The following is a 20,690-nucleotide window of genomic DNA, read 5'->3' as shown; positions in this document are numbered from 1 at the left end:
GGTCGCGATAAGTATGTGAATGTCGCAGATAGGTAAATGGGTGGTTCGCGCGTTACGCAGAATCGCCACCATAAGGCCGACCTTCGGCGGTGGAGAACAGCATGTCCAACAGCTTCCTGAATCCGGTAACTACCCAGACCTGGGCCAATGGTCGGCACATCGTCCGTTGCGTCAAAGTCATCCAGGAAACCTGGGACGTGCGCACCTTCTGCTTTATGGCCGACCAGCCGATCCTGTTCTTTTTCAAGCCGGGGCAGTTCGTCACCCTGGAGCTGGAGATCGAAGGCCAGCCGATCATGCGTTCCTACACCATTTCCAGCTCGCCCTCGGTGCCTTACAGCTTTTCGGTGACCATCAAGCGCGTGCCCGGCGGCCGGGTGTCCAACTGGTTGCATGACACCTTGCACGAAGGCCAGGAGCTGGCGGTGCACGGGCCGGTGGGCCTGTTCAACGCCATCGACTTCCCGAGCCCGAAAGTGCTGTACCTCAGTGGCGGTGTGGGGATCACCCCGGTGATGTCCATGGCACGCTGGTTCTACGACACCAACGCCAACGTCGACATGACGTTTATCCACAGCGCCCGCTCGCCGAAAGACATCATTTACCACCGCGAGCTGGAGCACATGGCGTCGCGGATCGATAACTTCAGCCTGCACCTGATCTGCGAGAAGCATGGACTTGGCGAGCCGTGGGCCGGTTATCGCGGTTATTTGAACCACAAAATGCTCGAACTTATGGTGCCGGACTTCCTGGAGCGCGAAGTCTTCTGCTGCGGCCCTACGCCGTACATGAATGCGGTGAAACGCCTGCTGGAAGCCTCCGGTTTCGACATGGCGCGGTACCACGAAGAGTCCTTCGGTGCCACACCACCGGAAGCGCGTGCCGACGCGGTAGAGCAAGCCGAACAAGCGGCGGATGCACCGGAAATCGACCTGGCGGACTTGCATCAGGTGGAGTTCATTGCCTCTGGCAAGAGCATCCGTGTTGCGCCGGGTGAAACTGTGCATGCAGCGGCCGCCAAACTGGGCCTGCTGATTCCGAAAGCCTGCGGCATGGGGATTTGCGGTACGTGCAAGGTGATGAAGCTGGGCGGGGAGGTCGAGATGGACCACAACGGCGGGATCACCGAGGAAGACGAAGCCGAGGGTTACATCCTGTCGTGCTGCAGCGTGCCGAAGGGTGATGTGCGTATCGAGTTCTAACCCTGCACTTTGATCGCTCCCACGCAGAGCGTGGGAGCGATCGGTTAGAGGTTATTGGGCGTAGATGTGGACGACGAAGTGCTGGCCTGACGCTGTCAATTCATAGACTTTGTCGGTGATTTTCAGGGTTCTGAAGGGTTCCCTGATGGTGTCACCGACTTTTGCCGACTTCCTGAATTCATCCCAGTCGATAACCGTGGTGCTGACAGTGCCTTCGCCTTGCAGGTTGATGCCGTAGCTTTGAATTTCCATGGTATTGCCCTCTGCTGGATTTCCGTTTCCGGCCGATTGTTCGGCAGGCGGTTGATCCCGAAAGGCGGCCTTTCCTTCCGGGTTCCAAGAGGCTAGTCAATGAAATTACGGTTTGCTGCTGTCAGAAATATCAAAAAACAGTCTCGGCAATCCGCCAGTATCCATTGGCTTGATTCCTACTTTAGGCGCTCATCACTTCCCGAATATCGGCGGCCAGTTCTCTTACGCGCTCTTCCTCGGTGTCCCACGCACACATGAAGCGCGCGCCGCCTTTGCCGATGAAGGTGTAGAAGCGCCAGCCCTTGGCCGTCAGGGCCGCAATCGCCGGTTCCGAGAGTTGCAGGAACACGCCGTTGGCCTGCACCGGGAACATCAATTCCACGCCGGGAATGTCGGCCACCAGGCTGCTGAGCAACTGCGCGCAGTGGTTGGCGTGGCGGGCGTGTTTGAGCCAGGCGTCGTTTTCCAGCAGGCCCACCCATGGGGCGGAAAGGAAGCGCATCTTTGATGCAAGCTGCCCGGCCTGTTTGCAGCGGTAGTCGAAGTCTTCGGCCAGCTTGTGGTTGAAGAACAGGATCGCTTCACCCACGGCCATGCCGTTCTTGGTGCCGCCAAAGCACAGCACGTCGACCCCGGCTTTCCAGGTCAGGTCGGCAGGCGAGCAGCCGAGGAAGGCGCAGGCGTTGGAGAAGCGTGCGCCGTCCATGTGCAGGTTCAGCCCCAGTTCCTTGCAGGTGACGCTGATGGCGCGGATTTCTTCCGGGGTGTACACGCTGCCGACTTCGGTGGCCTGGGTCAGGGTCACGACGCGGGGCTTTGGATAGTGAATGTCCTGACGCTTGAGGGCGATCTCGCGGATCGACTCCGGGGTCAGCTTGCCGTTTTCGGTGCGGGCGGTGAGCAGCTTGGAGCCGTTGGAGAAAAACTCCGGCGCGCCGCATTCGTCGGTTTCGACGTGGGCGGTTTCCGAGCAAATCACGCTATGGTAGCTCTGGCACAGTGAAGACAGGGCCAGGGAGTTGGCGGCGGTGCCGTTGAACGCGAAGAACACTTCGCAGTCGGTTTCGAACAGTTTGCGGAAACCGTCGGCAGCGCGGTGGGTCCATTCATCATCGCCGTAGGCGCGTTGATGGCCCTGGTTGGCGAGCTCCATGGCGGCCCAGGCTTCCGGGCAGATGCCAGAATAGTTGTCGCTGGCGAATTGTTGGCTCTTGTCAGTCATGGCCCAGTCCTGTGGTCGATGTTGGTGCGCACTTTACCCAAGATTGTCGGGCGGGCGCACGCACTGTTAATGCAAAGTCAGTGGGGAATTATGCACGGTTCTGAAAGCCTTCCTGTAAGCCGCGTCCGCGATGGGGCTCTGGATCTGCTCAAGTGGCTGGCGCTGCTCTGCATGGTGCTGGACCACCTGCGTTATGTCGGTTTGAGCCTGGACGGGCTGTACGTGCCGGGGCGCCTGGCGTTCCCGTGGTTTTGCCTGGCGATTGCGGCGAATCTGCACCGGGTAAAGGATGCGCCGGTGACTGGCCAGTGGCGCTACCTGGGCTGGTTGCTGTTGTTCAGCGTGATCAGTGAAGTGCCGTACCGGCTGTTCATTGACGACGCCGACACGCTGAACGTGCTGCCGACCCTGGCGCTGGGTTTGCTGGTTGCCCGGGGATGGCAGCAGAAGGCGGTCATTGATCGAGGATTGGCGTTGATTGCGCTGGTTTTGGCGGGGTTGTTTTCGGCGCAGTTGATGTTCGGCTTTTTTGGCGTGCTGCTGCCGTTGGCGATGCTGCTGGTGTTTCGTCGGCCTTGGTATTTCAGCGTGTTGCCGGGAGTGGTGTGCCTGGCTGCCAATCAATGGCAGATCCTGCTCAATAGCGGCACGCTGGTGGCGATGCTGGGATTGGCGACATGCCTGATTGCGCCACTGGCCGGATTGGTCTTGTTGCGACAGGTCAGGCACGTGTCGCCGCCGGCCATGCGGCGCTGGGCGTATGCGCTTTATCCGGCGCATTTCCTGCTGCTGCTACTCGTGCGCAAGATCATCGCCTGACCCCTGTGGGAGCTGGCTTGCCTGCGATGCAGACGCCTCGGAGTATCAGGTACACCGAGGCGTCTGCATCGCAGGCAAGCCAGCTCCCACACAAGCCTGCTCCCACATTTTTTCTGTGTTGTTCCGGTCATGTCGTAAACGCACCTTTGCGTGGCGTGCGTAGGCATTTGGTCTCTCTGCGCCAGCCCTACCATCGCATCAAAGGGCGCTGCCGCGTGCGTGAGCCTCAACAAGACAAAATGCCGGGAGAGACGCGATGTTCAGCAAGCAAGACCAGATCCAGGGTTATGACGATGCACTGCTGGCGGCCATGAATGCCGAGGAGCAGCGTCAGGAAGATCATATCGAGCTGATCGCGTCGGAGAACTACACCAGCAAGCGCGTCATGGAAGCCCAGGGCAGCGGCCTTACCAACAAATACGCCGAAGGTTATCCGGGCAAGCGCTACTACGGTGGCTGCGAGCACGTGGACAAGGTTGAAGTGCTGGCCATCGAGCGCGCCAAGCAACTGTTCGGTGCCGACTACGCCAACGTGCAGCCGCACTCCGGTTCGTCCGCCAACAGCGCGGTGTACCTGGCGCTGTTGAACGCCGGCGACACGATCCTCGGCATGAGCCTGGCCCACGGTGGTCACCTGACCCACGGCGCCAAAGTGTCGTCGTCGGGCAAGCTGTACAACGCGGTGCAATACGGCATCGACACCACCACCGGCCTGATCGACTACGACGAAGTCGAGCGCCTGGCCGTGGAGCACAAGCCGAAGATGATCGTGGCGGGTTTCTCCGCTTACTCCAAGACTCTGGATTTCCCGCGCTTTCGCCAGATTGCCGACAAGGTTGGTGCGCTGCTGTTCGTCGACATGGCCCACGTCGCCGGCCTGGTTGCCGCCGGCCTGTACCCGAACCCGCTGCCGTACGCCGATGTGGTCACCACCACCACCCACAAGACCCTTCGCGGTCCGCGTGGCGGTCTGATTTTGGCCAAGGCCAACGAAGAAATTGAAAAGAAACTCAACTCGGCGGTCTTCCCCGGCGCCCAGGGCGGCCCGCTGATGCACGTGATCGCAGGCAAGGCGGTGTGCTTCAAGGAAGCCCAGGAGCCGGGTTTCAAGGCCTATCAACAGCAAGTGATCGACAACGCCCAGGCCATGGCCGGCGTGTTTATCAAACGCGGCTACGATGTAGTGTCCGGCGGCACCGATAACCACTTGTTCCTGGTCAGCCTGATCCGTCAGGGCCTCACCGGCAAAGAGGCGGACGCCGCCCTGGGTCGCGCCCACATCACCGTCAACAAGAACGCCGTGCCCAACGACCCGCAGTCGCCCTTCGTGACTTCGGGCCTGCGCATCGGCACCCCGGCGGTAACCACGCGCGGCTTCAAAGTGACCCAATGCCTCACGCTTGCCGGCTGGATCTGCGACATCCTCGACAACCTCGGCGACGCCGATGTGGAGGCCAACGTCGCCAAGCATGTGGCCGCCCTGTGCGCTGATTTCCCGGTTTATCGCTGAGCGCGGTTTTGGAGTAATGACTATGCAACGCTACTCGGGCTTCGGCCTCTTCAAGCACTCACTCAGCCACCACGAAAACTGGCAGAAGATGTGGCGCACGCCCACGCCGAAAAAGGTCTACGACGTGGTCATCGTCGGCGGCGGCGGGCATGGTCTGGCGACGGCTTACTACCTGGCCAAGGAGCACGGCATCACCAACGTGGCCGTGGTCGAGAAAGGCTGGCTGGGCGGCGGTAACACCGCGCGCAACACCACCATCGTGCGCTCCAACTACCTGTGGGATGAGTCGGCGCACCTGTACGAACACGCGATGAAACTCTGGGAAGGCTTGTCCCAGGATTTGAACTACAACGTGATGTTCTCCCAGCGTGGCGTCTACAACCTGTGCCACACCCTGCAGGACATCCGTGACTCCGAGCGTCGCGTCAGCGCCAACCGTCTCAACGGTGTGGACGGCGAGCTGCTCAACGCCAAGCAAGTGGCCGACGAGATTCCGTACCTCGACTGCTCGAAGAACACCCGCTACCCGGTGATGGGCGCCACCGTGCAACGTCGCGGCGGCGTGGCCCGTCACGATGCCGTGGCCTGGGGCTTTGCCCGCGCCGCCGATGCACTGGGCGTGGACCTGATCCAGCAGACCGAAGTCATCGGTTTTCGCAAGGAAAACGGCGTGTGCATCGGCGTGGAAACCAACAAGGGCTTTATCGGCGCCAAGCGCGTTGGTGTGGTGACCGCCGGTAACTCCGGCCATATGGCGTCGCTGGCGGGCTTTCGCCTGCCGATCGAATCCCACCCGCTGCAAGCGTTGGTGTCGGAGCCGATCAAACCCATCATCGACAGCGTGATCATGTCCAACGCCGTGCACGGTTACATCAGCCAGTCCGACAAGGGCGACCTGGTGATCGGCGCCGGCATCGACGGCTACAACGGCTACGGCCAGCGCGGCTCGTACCCGGTGATCGAACACACCATCCAGGCCATCGTCGAGATGTTCCCGGTGTTGTCGCGCGTGCGCATGAACCGCCAGTGGGGCGGCATCGTCGACACCACGCCGGATGCCTGCCCGATCATCTCCAAGACCCCGGTCCCGAACATGTTCTTCAACTGCGGTTGGGGTACCGGTGGCTTCAAGGCCACCCCAGGCTCAGGCAACGTATTTGCCGCGAGCCTCGCCAAGGGTGAAATGCACCCGTTGGCCGCTCCATTCTCCATCGACCGTTTCCACAACGGTGCGCTGATCGACGAACACGGCGCTGCGGCCGTCGCCCACTAACAGGAGAAATTCCCTATGTTGCATATCTTCTGTCCTCACTGTGGCGAACTGCGCTCCGAAGAGGAATTCCACGCGTCCGGCCAAGCGCACATCCCGCGCCCGCTGGACCCGAACACCTGCACCGACGAGCAGTGGGGCGACTACATGTTCTTTCGCGACAACCCGCGCGGCCTGCACCACGAACTGTGGATTCACGCCGCCGGTTGCCGCCAGTATTTCAACGCGACCCGCGACACCGTGACCTACGAAATTCTTGAAACCTACAAGATAGGCACCAAGCCGCAATTCACCGCCAAGGCTTCTGGAGAGAAGGTATGAGCCAGATCAATCGCCTGTCCAACGGTGGCCGCATCGACCGCAACAAGGTGCTGACCTTCAGCTTCAACGGCCAGAGCTACAAAGGCTTTGAAGGCGACACATTGGCCGCTGCACTGCTGGCCAACGGCGTCGACATCATCGGTCGCAGCTTCAAGTATTCCCGCCCGCGCGGCATCTTCGCCGCCGGTAGCGAGGAGCCCAACGCCGTGCTGCAGATCGGCGCCACCGAAGCCACGCAAATCCCCAACGTGCGCGCCACGCAACAGGCGCTGTACCAGGGTTTGGTCGCCACCAGCACCAACGGCTGGCCGAGCGTGAACAACGACATGATGGGCATTCTCGGCAAGGTCGGCGGCAAGCTGATGCCGCCGGGCTTCTACTACAAAACCTTCATGTACCCGCAATCGTTCTGGATGACTTACGAGAAGTACATCCGTAAGGCCGCTGGTCTTGGCCGCTCGCCGACCGAGAACGATCCGGACACCTACGACTACATGAACCGTCATTGCGACGTGCTGATTGTGGGCGCTGGCCCTGCCGGCCTGTCTGCTGCATTGGCCGCTGCCCGCAGTGGCGCACGGGTGATCATCGCGGACGAGCAGGAAGAGTTCGGCGGCTCCTTGCTGGACTCCCGTGAAAGCCTCGATGGCAAGCCAGCGGCCGAGTGGGTTGCCAGTGTTATCGCTGAACTGAAATCCCTGCCGGACGTGGTGCTGCTGCCTCGCGCCACAGTTAACGGTTACCACGACCATAACTTCCTGACCATTCACGAGCGCCTCACCGACCACCTCGGTGACCGTGCGCCGATTGGCCAGGTGCGTCAGCGTATTCACCGGGTTCGCGCCAAGCGTGTGGTGCTGGCGACCGGCGCTTGTGAACGTCCGCTGGTGTACGGCAACAACGACGTGCCGGGAAACATGCTGGCCGGTGCCGTCTCCACTTACGTGCGCCGCTACGGCGTGGCGCCGGGTAAAAAACTGGTGCTGTCGACTAACAACGATCACGCCTACCGCGTTGCACTGGACTGGTTTGATGCTGGCCTCTCCGTGGTGGCTGTGGCGGATGCGCGCCACAACCCGCGCGGTGCACTGGTTGAAGAGGCGCGTGCCAAAGGCATCCGCATCCTCACCGGCAGCGCCGTGATCGAGGCCCGTGGCAGCAAGCACGTCACTGGCGCCCGCGTGGCCGCCATCGATGTCAAAGCCCACAAGGTCACCAGCCCCGGCGAATGGCTGGACTGCGACCTGGTCGCCAGTTCCGGCGGCTACAGCCCGGTGGTTCACCTGGCCTCACACTTGGGCGGCAAGCCGACCTGGCGTGAAGACATCCTCGGTTTTGTACCGGGCGAAGCACCGCAGAAACGCGTGTGCGTCGGTGGTATCAATGGCGTCTATGGCCTCGGCGACTCCCTGGCCGACGGTTTTGAAGGTGGCGTGCGCGCAGCCAGCGACGCCGGTTTCGCGCCGGTGGAAGGGACGCTGCCCAAAGCCTTGAGCCGTCTGGAAGAGCCGACCCTGGCGCTGTTCCAGGTGCCCCACGAAAAAGCTACCGCACGGGCGCCGAAGCAATTTGTCGACCTGCAAAACGACGTCACCGCGGCCGCCATCGAACTCGCCACCCGCGAAGGTTTCGAGTCGGTAGAGCACGTCAAACGCTACACCGCACTGGGCTTCGGCACCGACCAGGGCAAGCTCGGCAACGTCAACGGCCTGGCCATCGCGGCCCGTTCGCTGAACGTGACCATCCCGCAGATGGGCACCACCATGTTCCGCCCCAACTACACGCCGGTGACCTTCGGCGCGGTAGCAGGCCGGCACTGTGGGCACATCTTCGAGCCGGTACGCTACACCGCGCTGCAAGCCTGGCACGTGAAAAACGGCGCCGAGTTTGAAGACGTCGGCCAGTGGAAACGCCCGTGGTACTTCCCGCGCAACGGTGAAGACCTGCACGCCGCCGTGAAACGCGAATGCCTGGCCGTGCGCGACAGCGTCGGCCTGCTGGACGCGTCCACCCTCGGCAAGATCGACATCCAGGGCCCGGATGCCCGCGAGTTCCTCAACCGCATCTACAGCAACGCCTGGACCAAGCTCGACGTGGGCAAGGCCCGCTACGGCCTGATGTGCAAGGAAGACGGCATGGTCTTCGACGACGGCGTAACTGCCTGCCTCGCCGACAACCACTTCCTGATGACCACCACCACCGGCGGCGCCGCGCGCGTGCTGCAATGGCTGGAAATCTACCAGCAGACCGAGTGGCCAGACCTCAAGGTGTACTTCACCTCGGTCACCGACCACTGGGCGACCATGACCCTGTCCGGCCCCAACAGCCGCAAGCTGCTGAGCGAAGTCACCGACATCGACCTGGACAAGGACGGCTTCCCGTTCATGACCTGGAAAGAAGGTTTGGTGGGCGGCGTGCCGGCGCGGGTGTTCCGGATTTCGTTTACCGGTGAGCTGTCGTACGAAGTCAACGTGCAGGCCGACTACGCCATGGGCGTGCTCGAGAAAATCGTCGAGGCCGGCAAGCAATACAACCTGACGCCATACGGCACCGAGACCATGCACGTGCTGCGGGCCGAGAAGGGTTTCATCATCGTCGGCCAGGACACCGACGGCTCGATGACCCCGGACGACCTGAACATGGGTTGGTGTGTAGGCCGCACTAAACCGTTCTCGTGGATCGGCTGGCGCGGGATGAATCGCGAAGATTGCGTGCGTGAAGACCGCAAGCAACTGGTGGGCCTGAAGCCGATTGACCCGAACGTGTGGCTGCCGGAGGGCGCGCAGTTGGTGTTCGACACCAAGCAGACGATCCCGATGAAGATGGTCGGCCACGTCACCTCAAGTTACGCCCACAACTCCCTCGGTTATTCGTTTGCCATGGGCGTGGTGAAGGGCGGCTTGAAGCGCATCGGCGAGCGGGTGTTTGCCCCGTTGGCGGATGGCAGCGTGATCGAGGCGGAGATTGTTTCTTCGGTGTTCTTTGACCCTAAAGGCGACCGCCAGAACATCTGACCGACCGAGTCGCCTGCATCGCAGGCAAGCCAGCTCCCACATTTGAAAGTGTTCACAATTCAAAAATGTGGGAGCCGGGCTTGCCCGCGATGAGGCCAGAACAGTCACTGCAAGACCCACAGAATTCAAACAGGTGCTTTATGACAGCAGCCAATGTTTACCAACAACGCCCCACCTCCGGAGCCAAGGCCGAGTCGTCGCTGCACCATGCCGACCTCGCCAGCCTGGTAGGCAAGGGCCGCAAGAATGCCGGCGTGACCGTGCGTGAAAAGAAACTCCTCGGCCACCTGACCCTTCGTGGCGACGGCCATGACGCTGCCTTCGCGGCCGGCGTGCACAAGGCCCTGGGCATCGAATTGCCCGGCGCGTTGACCGTCATCGTCAAGGGCGAAACCAGCCTGCAATGGCTTGGCCCGGATGAGTGGCTGCTGGTGGTGCCGAGCGGTGAAGAATTCGCCGCCGAGAAAAGCTTGCGCGAGGCGCTGGGTGAGTTGCATATCCAGATCGTCAACGTCAGCGGCGGCCAGCAGATTCTGGAACTCAGCGGCCCGAACGTGCGGGATGTGCTGATGAAGTCCACCAGCTACGACGTGCACCCCGACAGCTTCCCGGTGGGCAAGGCCATCGGCACGGTGTTCGCCAAGTCGCAACTGGTGATTCGCCATACCGCGCAAGACACCTGGGAGCTGGTGATTCGTCGCAGCTTCTCGGATTACTGGTGGCTGTGGTTGCAGGATGCGGCGGCTGAGTATGGCCTGGCCGTCGAAGCCTGATATGACGCTTACCCTGTAGGAGCCCGGCTTGCCGGCGATGGCGTCGGTGAGATCGTCATCGCCGGCAAGCCGGGCTCCTACAGAGGGCGCGTTGCCTGAAGTTGTTTGAGGAGTTACCCGCAATGAGCCGCGTACCCGACACATGGATTTTGACCGCCGACTGCCCCAGCGTGCTCGGCACGGTGGACGCGGTGACCCGCTATCTGTTCGAGCAGGGCTGCTACGTCACTGAGCACCACTCCTTCGATGACCGGCTTTCGGGCCGGTTCTTCATCCGCGTGGAGTTCCGCCAGCCCGACGGTTTCGACGAACAAGCTTTCCGCGACGGCCTGGCCACCCGCGGCGAAGCGTTCGGCATGATCTTCGAACTGACCGCGCCGAACTACCGGCCGAAAGTGGTGATCATGGTCTCCAAGGCCGACCACTGCCTCAACGATTTGCTCTACCGCCAACGCATCGGCCAACTGTCGATGGACGTGGTCGCCGTGGTCTCCAACCACCCCGACCTCAAGCCTTTGGCCGACTGGCACCAGATTCCCTACTACCATTTTCCCCTGGACCCCAACGACAAACCGTCCCAGGAGCGCCAGGTGTGGCAGGTGATCGAAGAGTCGGGCGCCGAACTGGTGATTCTTGCGCGCTACATGCAAGTGCTGTCGCCGGAGTTGTGCCGCAAGCTCGACGGGAAGGCCATCAACATTCACCACTCCCTGTTGCCCGGTTTCAAGGGCGCCAAGCCGTATCACCAGGCGTACAACAAGGGCGTGAAACTGGTGGGCGCCACCGCGCATTACATCAACAACGACCTGGACGAAGGTCCGATCATCGCCCAGGGTGTGGAGGTGGTGGACCATAGTCACTACCCGGAAGACTTGATTGCCAAGGGGCGGGATATCGAAGGCCTGACCCTGGCCCGGGCGGTGGGGTATCACATTGAGCGGCGGGTGTTCTTGAACGCCAATCGCACGGTCGTTCTTTAGATTGCTATCGCAGGCAAGCCAGCTCCCACAGTTGAATGTGTTCACAAATCAACATGTGGGAGCCGGGCTTGCCCGCGATGAGGCCATTACTAACAACGCAAAAACAGCATCTGTACCCGAGCACTTAAACGCGCTGCCTGCCTGGGCAACGCGGTTCCATAAAAACAACAGCGAGGTGAAAGCATGTCTGGTAATCGTGGTGTCGTGTATCTCGGCAACGGCAAGGTCGAAGTACAGAAAATCGACTATCCCAAAATGCAGGACCCCCGTGGCAGGAAGATCGAACACGGCGTCATCCTGCGCGTGGTCTCCACCAACATCTGCGGCTCCGACCAACACATGGTGCGCGGCCGTACCACCGCCCAGACCGGCCTGGTCCTGGGGCATGAAATCACCGGCGAAGTGATCGAGAAGGGCAGCGACGTCGAGAACCTGAAGATCGGCGACCTGGTGTCCGTGCCATTCAACGTGGCGTGCGGCCGTTGCCGTTCCTGCAAAGAGCAGCACACTGGCGTATGCCTGACCGTCAACCCGGCTCGTGCCGGTGGCGCCTACGGCTATGTCGACATGGGCGACTGGACCGGTGGCCAGGCCGAATACGTGCTGGTGCCTTACGCCGACTTCAACCTGCTGAAGCTGCCGAACCGCGACAAGGCCATGGAGAAAATCCGCGACCTGACCTGCCTCTCCGACATTCTGCCTACCGGCTACCACGGTGCAGTCACCGCGGGCGTTGGCCCGGGCAGCACCGTCTACATTGCCGGTGCCGGTCCGGTGGGCCTGGCGGCTGCCGCTTCCGCTCGCCTACTGGGCGCCGCAGTGGTGATCATTGGTGACGTCAACCCGATCCGCCTGGCCCACGCCAAGGCCCAGGGTTTTGAAATTGCCGACCTGTCGAAAGACACGCCGCTGCATGAGCAGATCGCTGCGTTGCTGGGCGAGCCCGAAGTGGACTGCGCCGTCGATGCCGTTGGTTTCGAAGCTCGCGGCCATGGCCATGAAGGTGCCAAGGCGGAGGCCCCGGCCACTGTGCTCAACTCGTTGATGGGCGTGGTGCGGGTGGCCGGCAAAATCGGCATTCCTGGCCTGTACGTGACCGAAGATCCGGGCGCCGTGGACGCCGCTGCAAAAATGGGCAGCCTGAGCATTCGTTTCGGCCTGGGCTGGGCCAAATCCCACAGCTTCCACACCGGGCAAACCCCGGTGATGAAGTACAACCGCCAGTTGATGCAGGCGATCATGTGGGACCGCATCAACATTGCCGACATCGTTGGCGTGGAAGTCATCAGCCTGGATGACGCGCCACGCGGTTATGGCGAGTTCGATGCGGGTGTGCCGAAGAAGTTTGTGATCGATCCGCATAAGTTGTTCAGCGCGGCGTAGGCGATAGATAAGGGCGACCCTGGGGTCGCCCTTGTTATATAAAATTTCAGTTTTCTATAAGAAACCCGGTGATGGTGATACCTATAAGCGAGAGGCAGGTAACGAGTGTTGGTATGACCATCCAATACTTGAGGTGCCGTGGTATTTGTTCAACGTCCTCAACCAGTACCATACCCCTGCGTTGAATTATTCTCGGAATGAGAATAACGGTCGCCATAGCGAATACGCGTTGCGGCCTTCCTTCAAAGTGGCTATGACGAAACGTGTACCTGTATCCGACTATAAAGGTGCTGTATTGCATATAGCGCTCAGCGGCATCGAGCTTTTTGTACATGGCAGAAAAGACGATCGGGAAGCTGAGCAGCAGGAGGGCGCATGAGCCCACCGCAAAGTATTCCAAGTACATTCAATCCACCACTGCCTGATAGAGAACTTTACCCACCCATTCTCCAGCATTGCTTCCAAGCTTGCCCAAGGCGAGTCCACCTGCTGCACCACCGATGATGGCGCATGCCAAAGCACCGGCGCCAGCCGTAGGTATACCAAAAATAATCGCGCAGGCGCCGACACCGCCAGCTGCTCCAAGTGTCCCGCCCGCAGATGCGCCACCCACTCCAATCACCAACTTGCCACCTTCAACATACTTCGCTTGCGTACACGCTTGCTCGCGGCCCGTGGAGCACGCCTCCGTTATCTCCAGTGCTGTCGCCCCAACATCCAGCGCGATACCAATATAGGTCCCCTTTTTCAATATCTGCGAAGCCTTGGCTACTCGCTTGACCGCCTCCTCATACCCGCGAATTTCTCCATGATGCCAATAGCTTTTACTGGAGATACCCAACATTTTCTTGATGGATCCTTCATTTCTCAATCCGCTCCCTAAGCGTGCAATGCCGTGGAGTTGACGCTCGAGCCGGGAGAATAAGGTTCTTCGTTTAACCACGAACTCATCCCTTGCGGCCACAGTGCCCTTGCTCAAGTACTGCTTATGCAGACCTTCGATTTCCTGAAGAGTCTTTTCGATTCCTTCCAGGTGTTTGCTCCACGCGCTGGTGGCACTCCCGACGCCGATGGAAGCGTAGGCCATGATTTCCTGCAACTGATCGTAATTTTTGATCAGGAATTGATCAGTTGCGGAGTGTGCCAACAGGGCATGTTTTATGTTCTGCGCGGAACTCATCAACCGCGCTTCTTCGACGGTACAAGAAGCCGTACGGCTGTCACCGATAATCACCAGTTGCCCAGGTAACACCACGGTGTTGCGGATATGTTGGTTGAGGATGTCGAACTTGGTTTGAACGTGAGGATTAAGCGAGAGGCGTTGTTTCAGTAGCGGATAAGGCTGTGATCGATCATTGATAAATGCGTAAGGTCCCTGCATTGCGTGCACCTCCAAGTGACTGAGGCGCACGACTATAAGAAAGCGCTGCAGGCGGGGTAAGACGCGTGCTGGGACGTTTTCAGTGTTTCGGAAATGGACTACTTAAGTGTCGGCGTATGCCTACTCCTGCAGCCGCCGGCCGAACACAATCTTGCGCACCATGAAGATCAAATGTGGGGCTTGCTCGCGAAGGCGGTGTGCCAGACGACAAAAAGGCGACCTGGGGGCCGCCTTTTTTGCGTTGCTGATTTGCCGGGTGAATCAGCGAATCGCCAAAGCCCCCTGATACACCGTCGGCCCCGTAGGCTGCTTGCTCACCGAGCCGCCCTTGGTTTCCGAACTGACCATCAGCGTCACCGGTTTGCTGATCGATGCCTGCTGGCGCGGGTTGATGCCAATAATGCCTTTGCCGTCTTCAGGCAACAGGCCGAGTGACACCGGCGTACCGTCAGCCGGGACAGCCCACAGCTCCAGGCTTTGGTCCGGGGCGGGTGCCGTTGCGGCAATCGGCTGCACTTCGAGGTAATCCTTATGGGCCACGATTTGCGTGGCCGGTTGCTGGGTAGTGTTCACCAGCAGCGCGGCAGCCTTGACGCTGTCCTGGGTGTAGAGGGCGCCGCCGACGCCGGCGACTACCACCAAACAGGCGCCGATGAACAGGCGTGGGCGGTTCCAGAATGAAGGCTTGTGCTCAATCACTTGGGGGTTGATCGCGGTCATTAGGCTCTTCCTGACATGTTTTGTAGTCTTTCATCGACCCAGATAATGGCGATCGGTTCCTCACCCATCGTCAGGTACCTCGGATCAAAGTGATGCCAATTGGCCCTGATACAGCACTGGCCCGGTAGGTTGTCCGGTCGGCGAACCACCCTGCGGCTCAAGACTCACCGCCAACGTCAACGGTGCCGTCAGCAGCGCCTGCTGTGCCTTGCTCAACTGAATCCGCCCTTTACCCGACACCGGCACCAGCCCCAGCGAGATCGGCTTGCCGCCCGCCGGAATCGCCCACAGCTCAAGAGCCCGGGCCGGTTCCACCGCTGCCAGCGCCAGCGGTTCAACCTGCAGATGGTCCGCGTACGCCTGGATCTTCAGCGCCGGCTGCTGGTCAGCCGCCAGCAGCGTGGCGTTGTATTCCACCCCAAGATCGCGCTGGTACAACACCCCCACCAACACCGCGATCACTAGCCCGCACACCGCCGCCAGCAACCGCAGGTTCATCCAGAACGGTTTCTTCGCCGGCATGTGCAGCACTTGCGGCTCAATGCGTGCCTTGATCCCTTCCCACACAGGGTCGGGCACCTGCCGCTCGAGCAGTGGCCCGGTGAGGCTGGCGAGGGCGTCCTGCCAATGGCCCAGTTCGACCCGCAACGCTGCATCGTCCAGCAACAGCTGTTCAAAACGTCGACGAGCGGTGGCAGGCATCAGCCCGATGGCGTAATCCGCCGCGAGGGCGCGGCGCAGTGAGGTGGTCTGGTAGTTCATGATTCAAGGCACCTGCGCAAGCGCTCCATGCCGCGGCGAATCCAGGATTTGACCGAGCCCAGGGGCGCGGCCAGGTGGTCGGCCAGTTCCGAGCAGGACAAGCCCTGGAAGTAAGCCACGGTGATCGATTGGCGCTGCATGCCTTCAAGGCTGTCCAGGCAACGGTTCAGGGCGTGGGCTTCACGCTCGCTGTCGAGCAGTTCATGGGCGCTGGGGCTTTCGTCGGCCATGGCCTCCTCCTGGCCTTCGCCCAGGGGCTGTTCGCGGTGTTTGCGCAACTGGTCGATGGCCAGGTTGCGGGTGATGTTGATCATCCAGGTCAGCGGCGCTGACAAGTGGGCTTCATACCGGGAGGCGTTGAACCAGATGCGTACGAAGCTCTCTTGCAACACGTCCTCGGCCAGGTCCTGGCGGCCCATGAACCGCAGGGCAACACCGTGCAAACGCGGGGAAACACTGCGATAGAGGGTTTCGAACGCCTGGCGGTTACCCAAAGAACACTGGGCCAGCAATTGCCGTAGCTGATCTGCATCGTGGGTCGAAATGGGGCTTCTCCAGGCACTTGCAACAGGGCGATGGGACGGCGCACGGTAAAGAGGGCAGGCTGAGGTTAGTCCAGTTTGGGCATTCATTCCATCTACCTCCGCGCGGCTCGTGATGGATATACGCAGCCCAGGGCGATTCGGATGCAGTGGTTTTCTGAACTAATCTGCAGGGAGGGAACAATCCTTCGGCGTACCCAGTCAAACCCGTGCTTTTAGCGCTTACTTTCAGAGGTTGTCTTGATGAAGATTTCACGCGGTTTTGCCCTGTCCTGCCTGTTGACCGTGGCATCCAGCCCGGTGTTTGCGGCAGGTTTCAGCCTCGGCGACGTGGCCAATGCCGTTTCCGGTGCACAGGGTGGCGACAAGGCGGCAGCAGCTGCGCCCACCTCACAGACCGCCGGTCTGCTGGGCGCCCTGACCTCGCAACTGAACGTGACCCCTGAACAGGCCGTCGGCGGCACCGGCGCGATGCTGGGCCTGGCCAAGAACAAATTGGGTGGTGGTGATTACTCGCAACTGACCAAAAGCGTACCGGGCCTGGACCAGCTCTCCGGCAGCAATTCCCTGGGCAGCCTCGGCGCCCTCAGCGGCATGCTCGGCCAGAGCGGCGGCAGCAAGACTTCGGGCCTGGACGGCGTGTTGGGTAACGTGAAGAACACCAACGACCTGAACACTGCGTTCAGCGCGCTGGGCATGGACAGTGGGATGGTTGGCCAGTTTGCGCCGGTCATCCTGAAATACCTGGGCGGCCAGGGCGCCAGCGAATCGGTGCTGGGCAAGCTGGCCTCGGCCTGGGGCACAGGCGGCTAAGGTCGCTCTGCGCGCAGTTGTTCGATGCGCGCATCCTTCTCCCTCCAGAGCTGGTTGACCCAGTTCTGGACGGTTTGGCGAAACGCCGGATCGTTCTCGTAATCCCCCTGCCACAACGCCGGGTCCAGCTCTCGGGTGCGGATATCCACGATCACTTTCGGCACCGCGCCGCTGATCAAGTCCCAGAAGCCGGGAATCTTTTCCTGTGGATAAACCACGGTGACGTCGAGCACCGCGTCCAGCTGTTCGCCCATTGCGGCCAACACGAACGCCACACCGCCGGCCTTGGGTTTGAGCAGGCGCTCGTAGGGTGAGTCCTGCTGTTTGCGCTTGGCCTGAGTGAACCGCGTACCTTCCAGGTAGTTGACTACCGTGACCGGCTGGCGCTTGAACAGCTCGCAGGCCTCTTGGGTGATCTTCAGGTCCTGGCCCGCCAGTTCCGGGTGCTTGGCCAGGAACGCCTTGGTGTAGCGCTTCATGAACGGGTAGTCCAGCGCCCACCACGCCAGGCCCAGGAACGGTACCCAGATCAGTTCCTTTTTCAGGAAGAATTTGAAGAACGGCGTGCGCCGGTTGAGGGTCTGGATCAGCGCCGGGATGTCGACCCAGGATTGGTGGTTGCTGATCACCAGATAAGAAGTGTCGCCCCGCAGGTCGTCACCGCCGCGAATGTCCCATTGGGTGGGAATGCACAGGGCGAAGATCAGCTTGTCGATCTCGGCCCAGGTTTCCGCGATCCACATCACCGCCCAGGAGGCATAGTCGCGAAACCGGCCAGGGGCCACCAGCTTGAGCAGGGCAAACACCATCAACGGCCCGAACAGTACCAGGGTGTTGAGCAATAGCAGGAATGTGACGAAACAGCCGGTGAGCAGGCGGCGCATAAGTAACTCTTGGAATCATTTTTGGCCCGCCATAATAAGCAGCTTGGGTCTAGAGGCCAAATCGCAGATGTGATGATGAATGTTTCACTTAAGGCCCGGTATGCTTAGGCGCCCAACTAAGCAGCGGTTTTGCGGTCTAGAATTCGCCCACTTATTTCAAGGAAACCTCCTACGTGAAATCCATCCTTGCCCTGCTAACGCTTGTAGCCTTGCCTGTCATGGCTGCCGAGCCGACCCTGTACGGTCGCTACGAATACATTCAATTGCCGGAAATCGGCGAGACCTTCAAGGCCAAGATGGACACCGGCGCGCTGACCGCCTCGCTGTCGGCCCGGGACATCGAGACCTTCACCCGTGACGGCGACGACTGGGTACGCTTCCGCCTCGGCGGCAAGGACGCCACCAACAAAGTGTACGAGCACAAGGTCTCGCGCATCAGCAAAATCAAAAGCCGCGCCGACGAAGATGACGACAAGGACGAAGCCACGGTAGCCAAGCGCCCGGTGATCGACCTGGAAATGTGCCTGGGCAACGTCAAGCGCACCGTCGAGGTCAACCTCACCGACCGCAGCAGCTTCAACTACCCGCTGCTGATCGGCGCCAAGGCCCTGCGTGAATTTGGCGCTGCGGTAAACCCGGCACGTCGCTACACTGCCGACAAACCGGACTGCTGATTGAGACCATGCCGCACATCCTGATTGTCGAAGACGAAGCGGCCATCGCCGACACGCTGATTTTCGCCCTGCAAGGCGAGGGCTTCACCACCACCTGGCTGAGCCTCGGCCAGGCGGCGCTGGCCCATCAGCGGCAAACCCCGGCGGACCTGATCATCCTCGACATCGGCCTGCCGGACATCACCGGCTTTGAAACCTGCAAGCAACTGCGGCGCTTCAGCGAAGTGCCGGTAATGTTCCTCAGTGCCCGGGATGGCGAGATCGACCGTGTGGTGGGCCTGGAGATCGGCGCCGACGACTATGTGGTCAAGCCGTTCAGCCCGCGTGAAGTGGCGGCGCGGGTGCGGGCGATCCTCAAGCGTGTGGGCCCCGGTGCGGCTCCGGCCGTGTTTCAGGTGGACCTGGAGCGCATGCAGATCAGTTATCGCGGCCAGGCCCTGAGCCTTACGCGCCATGAATTTCGCCTGCTGCAAAGCCTGTTGGAGCAGCCTGAGCGGGTGTTCAGCCGCGAACAGCTGCTGGACGCCGTGGGCGTGGCCGCCGACGCGGGCTATGAGCGAAACATCGACAGCCACATCAAAAGCGTCCGTGGCAAATTGCGCACCGTAGCCCCCGACGCCGAACCGATCCAGACCCATCGCGGCCTCGGCTACAGCTACAGCCCAGGCAACAGCTGATGCGCCTGGGGATCCGGTTCTTCCTGGTGTACGCGCTGTTTATCGGCCTGACCGGCTACTTCGTGCTCAGCACTGTAATGAAGGAAATCCGCCCCGGCGTGCGCCAGTCCACCGAAGAAACCCTGGTGGACACCGCCAACCTGCTGGCAGAAATCCTGCGCGATGATGTGAAGAACGGCACCCTCGGCCAGAGCCACTGGCCCGAATTGCTCAAGGCGTACGGCGAACGCCAGCCTGGCGCCAACATCTGGGGCCTGCCGAAAAACCAGGTCAACCACCGCATCTACGTCACCGACGCCAAGGGCATCGTGCTGCTGGATTCCACCGGCGAAGCCGTGGGCGAGGACTACTCGAAGTGGAACGACGTGTACCTGACCCTGCGCGGTGAATACGGTGCGCGCTCCACCCGCAGCGAACTGGATGACCCGGCCTCATCGGTGATGCACGTGGGCGCGCCGATCCGCGATAACGGCCAGATCATCGGCGTGGTCACCGTGGCCAAGCCCAACAGCTCGCTGCAACCGTATGTGGACCGCACCGAAGACCGACTGCTGTGGTACGGCGCCGGGCTGGTGGGCCTGGGCCTGCTGTTTGGCGCGCTGTTGTCGTGGTGGTTGAGTGTTGCGCTGCGCCGGCTCACGGCGTATGCCCAGGCGGTCAGCGAAGGCCGGCGTGCCGAGTTGCCGCACTATCGCGGCGGCGAGCTGGAGCAGTTGTCCACCGCCGTGGAACACATGCGCACCCAACTGGAAGGCAAGGCGTATGTCGAGCGGTATGTGCACACCCTGACCCACGAATTGAAAAGCCCGCTGGCGGCGATTCGCGGCGCGGCGGAGCTGTTGCAGGGCGACATGTCCCGTGACCAGCAGCAGCGTTTCGTGGGCAATATCGACAGTGAAAGTGCACGCTTGCAGCAGTTGATCGAACGCCTGCTGAACCTGGCCCAGGTGGAGCAGCGCCAGGGCCTCGAAGACCAAAGCAGCATGTCCCTTGCGACGCTGGTGGACGAAGTGCTCAAGGCCCAATGCGCGCGTATCGAAGGCAACAGGTTGCAGGTCGAGCAGTCGATTGCCGCAGAGGTGCAGGTGTACGGCGAGCCGTTCCTTTTGCGCCAGGCCCTGGGCAACCTGCTGGAAAATGCCTTGGATTTCACTCCGCCTGGCGGCACATTGCGGTTCAGCGCCAAGGCCTTGAATGACGGCGTCGAATTCAGCCTGTTCAACCAGGCCGAGCCGATTCCCGAGTACGCCTTGCCGCGCCTCAGCGAGCGCTTCTATTCGCTGCCGCGCCCGGCCAGCGGGCGCAAGAGCACTGGCCTTGGGCTGAACTTTGTCGAGGAAGTGATGAAGCTGCACGGCGGCTCATTGCAGATCGGCAACGTGCCGGGCGGTGTGCAGGTCAGACTGCATCTCCACACAGTCTCCACATTCCCTTCATAAATCCCCCTTAAGCGCCCGCCAGACTCTCCCCCATCAAAACAGGGAGAGCTTC

General features: G+C 61.1%; 21 protein-coding genes. 14 read left to right on the top strand and 7 right to left on the bottom strand.

Annotated features, from left to right (window positions below):
• Positions 1 to 101: 101 nt before the first annotated feature.
• Entirely contained in the window at positions 102 to 1,202 is a 1,101-nt protein-coding gene (gbcB, locus tag M2400_RS00590; RefSeq protein ID WP_010167504.1) for a glycine-betaine demethylase subunit GbcB, read from the top strand.
• Positions 1,203 to 1,253: 51 nt separating this feature from the next.
• Here gbcB and M2400_RS00585 read toward each other — a convergent pair whose 3' ends face one another.
• Together M2400_RS00585 and M2400_RS00580 are read right to left on the bottom strand one after the other, a co-directional pair.
• Complete coding sequence (locus tag M2400_RS00585; protein ID WP_177043187.1) at positions 1,254 to 1,454, bottom strand: hypothetical protein; 201 nt, start codon at positions 1,452 to 1,454, stop codon at positions 1,254 to 1,256.
• Between the two features lie 181 nt (positions 1,455 to 1,635).
• Positions 1,636 to 2,676: a low specificity L-threonine aldolase gene (locus M2400_RS00580; RefSeq protein WP_010167499.1), complete on the bottom strand. Its 1,041-nt coding sequence runs from the start codon at positions 2,674 to 2,676 to the stop codon at positions 1,636 to 1,638.
• 90 nt (positions 2,677 to 2,766) lie between these two features.
• Here M2400_RS00580 and M2400_RS00575 point away from each other — a divergent pair, with 90 nt between their 5' ends.
• The 9 genes from M2400_RS00575 (at position 2,767) to M2400_RS00535 (ending at position 13,125) form a co-directional block, all read left to right on the top strand.
• Positions 2,767 to 3,495, top strand: coding sequence for a TraX family protein (locus tag M2400_RS00575; RefSeq protein ID WP_177079279.1), 729 nt, complete (start codon positions 2,767 to 2,769; stop codon positions 3,493 to 3,495).
• Between the two features lie 256 nt (positions 3,496 to 3,751).
• The gene (gene glyA / locus M2400_RS00570) at positions 3,752 to 5,005 is read left to right on the top strand and encodes a serine hydroxymethyltransferase (protein WP_177079280.1); all 1,254 of its coding nucleotides are present in this window, start codon (positions 3,752 to 3,754) and stop codon (positions 5,003 to 5,005) included.
• Between the two features lie 22 nt (positions 5,006 to 5,027).
• The gene (locus M2400_RS00565) at positions 5,028 to 6,278 is read left to right on the top strand and encodes a sarcosine oxidase subunit beta (RefSeq protein WP_003209185.1); all 1,251 of its coding nucleotides are present in this window, start codon (positions 5,028 to 5,030) and stop codon (positions 6,276 to 6,278) included.
• Positions 6,279 to 6,293: 15 nt separating this feature from the next.
• Positions 6,294 to 6,596 carry a sarcosine oxidase subunit delta gene (locus M2400_RS00560; protein WP_088423301.1) on the top strand — a complete coding sequence of 101 codons (303 nt, stop codon included), beginning with the start codon at positions 6,294 to 6,296 and terminating at the stop codon, positions 6,594 to 6,596.
• Positions 6,593 to 9,610: a sarcosine oxidase subunit alpha gene (locus M2400_RS00555; RefSeq protein ID WP_259195629.1), complete on the top strand. Its 3,018-nt coding sequence runs from the start codon at positions 6,593 to 6,595 to the stop codon at positions 9,608 to 9,610. Before M2400_RS00560 ends, M2400_RS00555 begins: the two co-directional genes overlap by 4 nt.
• 140 nt (positions 9,611 to 9,750) lie before the next feature.
• Complete coding sequence (locus tag M2400_RS00550; RefSeq protein WP_177043192.1) at positions 9,751 to 10,383, top strand: sarcosine oxidase subunit gamma; 633 nt, start codon at positions 9,751 to 9,753, stop codon at positions 10,381 to 10,383.
• Between the two features lie 122 nt (positions 10,384 to 10,505).
• Positions 10,506 to 11,363: a formyltetrahydrofolate deformylase gene (gene purU, locus M2400_RS00545; RefSeq protein ID WP_003209192.1), complete on the top strand. Its 858-nt coding sequence runs from the start codon at positions 10,506 to 10,508 to the stop codon at positions 11,361 to 11,363.
• Positions 11,364 to 11,546: 183 nt separating this feature from the next.
• Entirely contained in the window at positions 11,547 to 12,746 is a 1,200-nt protein-coding gene (gene fdhA, locus M2400_RS00540; protein WP_177043193.1) for a formaldehyde dehydrogenase, glutathione-independent, read from the top strand.
• A gap of 31 nt (positions 12,747 to 12,777) precedes the next feature.
• Positions 12,778 to 13,125 (top strand): hypothetical protein, encoded by a 348-nt coding sequence (locus M2400_RS00535; RefSeq protein ID WP_177043194.1) that lies wholly within the window; start codon positions 12,778 to 12,780, stop codon positions 13,123 to 13,125.
• Positions 13,126 to 13,152: 27 nt separating this feature from the next.
• Here M2400_RS00535 and M2400_RS00530 read toward each other — a convergent pair whose 3' ends face one another.
• The 4 genes from M2400_RS00530 to M2400_RS00515 form a co-directional block, all read right to left on the bottom strand.
• On the bottom strand, positions 13,153 to 14,127 hold the full coding sequence (locus M2400_RS00530) for a hypothetical protein (protein WP_259195630.1): 975 nt from the start codon (positions 14,125 to 14,127) through the stop codon (positions 13,153 to 13,155).
• 261 nt (positions 14,128 to 14,388) lie between these two features.
• Complete coding sequence (locus M2400_RS00525; RefSeq protein ID WP_063026662.1) at positions 14,389 to 14,847, bottom strand: anti-sigma factor domain-containing protein; 459 nt, start codon at positions 14,845 to 14,847, stop codon at positions 14,389 to 14,391.
• Between the two features lie 84 nt (positions 14,848 to 14,931).
• The gene (locus tag M2400_RS00520; RefSeq protein ID WP_259195631.1) at positions 14,932 to 15,609 is read right to left on the bottom strand and encodes an anti-sigma factor domain-containing protein; all 678 of its coding nucleotides are present in this window, start codon (positions 15,607 to 15,609) and stop codon (positions 14,932 to 14,934) included.
• Positions 15,606 to 16,241, bottom strand: coding sequence for a sigma-70 family RNA polymerase sigma factor (locus tag M2400_RS00515; protein ID WP_259195632.1), 636 nt, complete (start codon positions 16,239 to 16,241; stop codon positions 15,606 to 15,608). Before M2400_RS00515 ends, M2400_RS00520 begins: the two co-directional genes overlap by 4 nt.
• Before the next feature lie 153 nt (positions 16,242 to 16,394).
• Between M2400_RS00515 and M2400_RS00510 the strand changes: the two genes are divergently transcribed.
• Entirely contained in the window at positions 16,395 to 16,964 is a 570-nt protein-coding gene (locus M2400_RS00510; protein WP_177079284.1) for a DUF2780 domain-containing protein, read from the top strand.
• On the opposite strand, the gene M2400_RS00505 is transcribed toward M2400_RS00510, so the two are convergent.
• Positions 16,961 to 17,848: an acyltransferase gene (locus tag M2400_RS00505; RefSeq protein WP_259195633.1), complete on the bottom strand. Its 888-nt coding sequence runs from the start codon at positions 17,846 to 17,848 to the stop codon at positions 16,961 to 16,963. The genes M2400_RS00510 and M2400_RS00505 overlap by 4 nt on opposite strands.
• Positions 17,849 to 18,021: 173 nt before the next feature.
• Between M2400_RS00505 and M2400_RS00500 the strand changes: the two genes are divergently transcribed.
• The 3 genes from M2400_RS00500 to creC are packed head-to-tail and all read left to right on the top strand — an operon-like array spanning position 18,022 to position 20,638.
• Complete coding sequence (locus tag M2400_RS00500; protein WP_003209205.1) at positions 18,022 to 18,522, top strand: ATP-dependent zinc protease; 501 nt, start codon at positions 18,022 to 18,024, stop codon at positions 18,520 to 18,522.
• A gap of 8 nt (positions 18,523 to 18,530) precedes the next feature.
• Positions 18,531 to 19,199 carry a two-component system response regulator CreB gene (gene creB, locus M2400_RS00495; RefSeq protein ID WP_177043200.1) on the top strand — a complete coding sequence of 223 codons (669 nt, stop codon included), beginning with the start codon at positions 18,531 to 18,533 and terminating at the stop codon, positions 19,197 to 19,199.
• Complete coding sequence (gene creC, locus M2400_RS00490; RefSeq protein WP_177112554.1) at positions 19,199 to 20,638, top strand: two-component system sensor histidine kinase CreC; 1,440 nt, start codon at positions 19,199 to 19,201, stop codon at positions 20,636 to 20,638. The genes creB and creC overlap by 1 nt, the downstream gene beginning before the upstream one ends.
• Positions 20,639 to 20,690 lie beyond the last annotated feature (52 nt).

The sequence above is a fragment of the Pseudomonas sp. BIGb0558 genome, assembly GCF_024807515.1.
Classification (GTDB): domain Bacteria; phylum Pseudomonadota; class Gammaproteobacteria; order Pseudomonadales; family Pseudomonadaceae; genus Aquipseudomonas; species Aquipseudomonas yamanorum_A.
Note: the sequence above shows the minus strand (reverse complement) of the source record. Positions and strands in the feature narration are given on the sequence as shown.

Excerpts from the sequence above, each read along its gene's own strand:
- purU (WP_003209192.1), top strand. The coding sequence starts at position 10,506 with ATGAGCCGCGTACCCGACACATGGATTTTGACCGCCGACTGCCCCAGC.
- gbcB (WP_010167504.1), top strand. The coding sequence starts at position 102 with ATGTCCAACAGCTTCCTGAATCCGGTAACTACCCAGACCTGGGCCAAT.
- M2400_RS00530 (WP_259195630.1), bottom strand. The coding sequence starts at position 14,127 with ATGCAGGGACCTTACGCATTTATCAATGATCGATCACAGCCTTATCCG.
- creC (WP_177112554.1), top strand. The coding sequence starts at position 19,199 with ATGCGCCTGGGGATCCGGTTCTTCCTGGTGTACGCGCTGTTTATCGGC.
- M2400_RS00585 (WP_177043187.1), bottom strand. The coding sequence starts at position 1,454 with ATGGAAATTCAAAGCTACGGCATCAACCTGCAAGGCGAAGGCACTGTC.
- M2400_RS00525 (WP_063026662.1), bottom strand. The coding sequence starts at position 14,847 with ATGACCGCGATCAACCCCCAAGTGATTGAGCACAAGCCTTCATTCTGG.
- fdhA (WP_177043193.1), top strand. The coding sequence starts at position 11,547 with ATGTCTGGTAATCGTGGTGTCGTGTATCTCGGCAACGGCAAGGTCGAA.
- M2400_RS00565 (WP_003209185.1), top strand. The coding sequence starts at position 5,028 with ATGCAACGCTACTCGGGCTTCGGCCTCTTCAAGCACTCACTCAGCCAC.
- M2400_RS00515 (WP_259195632.1), bottom strand. The coding sequence starts at position 16,241 with ATGAATGCCCAAACTGGACTAACCTCAGCCTGCCCTCTTTACCGTGCG.
- M2400_RS00550 (WP_177043192.1), top strand. The coding sequence starts at position 9,751 with ATGACAGCAGCCAATGTTTACCAACAACGCCCCACCTCCGGAGCCAAG.
- M2400_RS00520 (WP_259195631.1), bottom strand. The coding sequence starts at position 15,609 with ATGAACTACCAGACCACCTCACTGCGCCGCGCCCTCGCGGCGGATTAC.
- M2400_RS00510 (WP_177079284.1), top strand. The coding sequence starts at position 16,395 with ATGAAGATTTCACGCGGTTTTGCCCTGTCCTGCCTGTTGACCGTGGCA.
- M2400_RS00560 (WP_088423301.1), top strand. The coding sequence starts at position 6,294 with ATGTTGCATATCTTCTGTCCTCACTGTGGCGAACTGCGCTCCGAAGAG.
- creB (WP_177043200.1), top strand. The coding sequence starts at position 18,531 with ATGCCGCACATCCTGATTGTCGAAGACGAAGCGGCCATCGCCGACACG.
- glyA (WP_177079280.1), top strand. The coding sequence starts at position 3,752 with ATGTTCAGCAAGCAAGACCAGATCCAGGGTTATGACGATGCACTGCTG.
- M2400_RS00505 (WP_259195633.1), bottom strand. The coding sequence starts at position 17,848 with ATGCGCCGCCTGCTCACCGGCTGTTTCGTCACATTCCTGCTATTGCTC.
- M2400_RS00580 (WP_010167499.1), bottom strand. The coding sequence starts at position 2,676 with ATGACTGACAAGAGCCAACAATTCGCCAGCGACAACTATTCTGGCATC.
- M2400_RS00575 (WP_177079279.1), top strand. The coding sequence starts at position 2,767 with ATGCACGGTTCTGAAAGCCTTCCTGTAAGCCGCGTCCGCGATGGGGCT.
- M2400_RS00555 (WP_259195629.1), top strand. The coding sequence starts at position 6,593 with ATGAGCCAGATCAATCGCCTGTCCAACGGTGGCCGCATCGACCGCAAC.